Origin of the sequence: Vibrio sp. 1562 (assembly GCF_033340155.1) — a bacterium.
Lineage (GTDB): Bacteria > Pseudomonadota > Gammaproteobacteria > Enterobacterales > Vibrionaceae > Vibrio > Vibrio alginolyticus.
In genome coordinates this window covers 1-580 of record NZ_JAWOVY010000586.1, presented here as the reverse complement: position 1 = coordinate 580, position 580 = coordinate 1, and the positions used below count along the sequence as shown (strand labels likewise).

At 51.0% G+C, this 580-nt stretch carries 1 protein-coding gene; it reads right to left on the bottom strand.

Annotated elements, in window-relative coordinates; all coding sequences use genetic code 11:
* Nucleotides 1-580, bottom strand: a 580-nt coding sequence (locus tag R7Z49_RS26530; RefSeq protein ID WP_318112643.1) for a DnaA ATPase domain-containing protein, incomplete at both ends; no start/stop codon positions are given.

Genomic DNA, 580 nt, shown 5'->3' with positions numbered 1-580 from the left:
GTGCATCCACACTGCGGTAGTAGCGTTTGAACTCTTCAATCGCATTGTTTTGCAGTGCTTTTACCATGTCTTGCACGAAACGCTCAGAGTGCATGTACACCACTTTCGCGTTCGGGTTGTTATCCACAATCGCGTTACCCACAGCGTGAAGCAAGTGAGTTTTACCTAGACCAGTACCACCGTAAAGGAACAGTGGGTTGTAGGCTGCTCCTGGGTTATCCGATACCTGACGCGCCGCAGCCAAACCCAGTTGGTTCGATTTACCTTCTACGAAGTTGTCGAACTTATGTTTTGGGTTCATGTTTGAGCGGTGATTGATCGCTGCAATCGCTTGAGGGTCGTCATCCCATGTTTTGTGCACAGGTTTACGTGCTTGCAACTGCGCAGGCGCTGAAGATTCCGCAGCCACATCCGCCGGCGTACGTGTCGGTGCAGGCTTAGGCGCAGAAACTGGGCGACTGCCCACTTCAAAGCGTAAATTCGGGATGTCGTTACCACAGTATTCCTGCAGTAAACGAGTAATGCTGTTCAGATACTTATCACGCACCCAGTCCAACACAAAGCGGTTTGGCGCGAATAG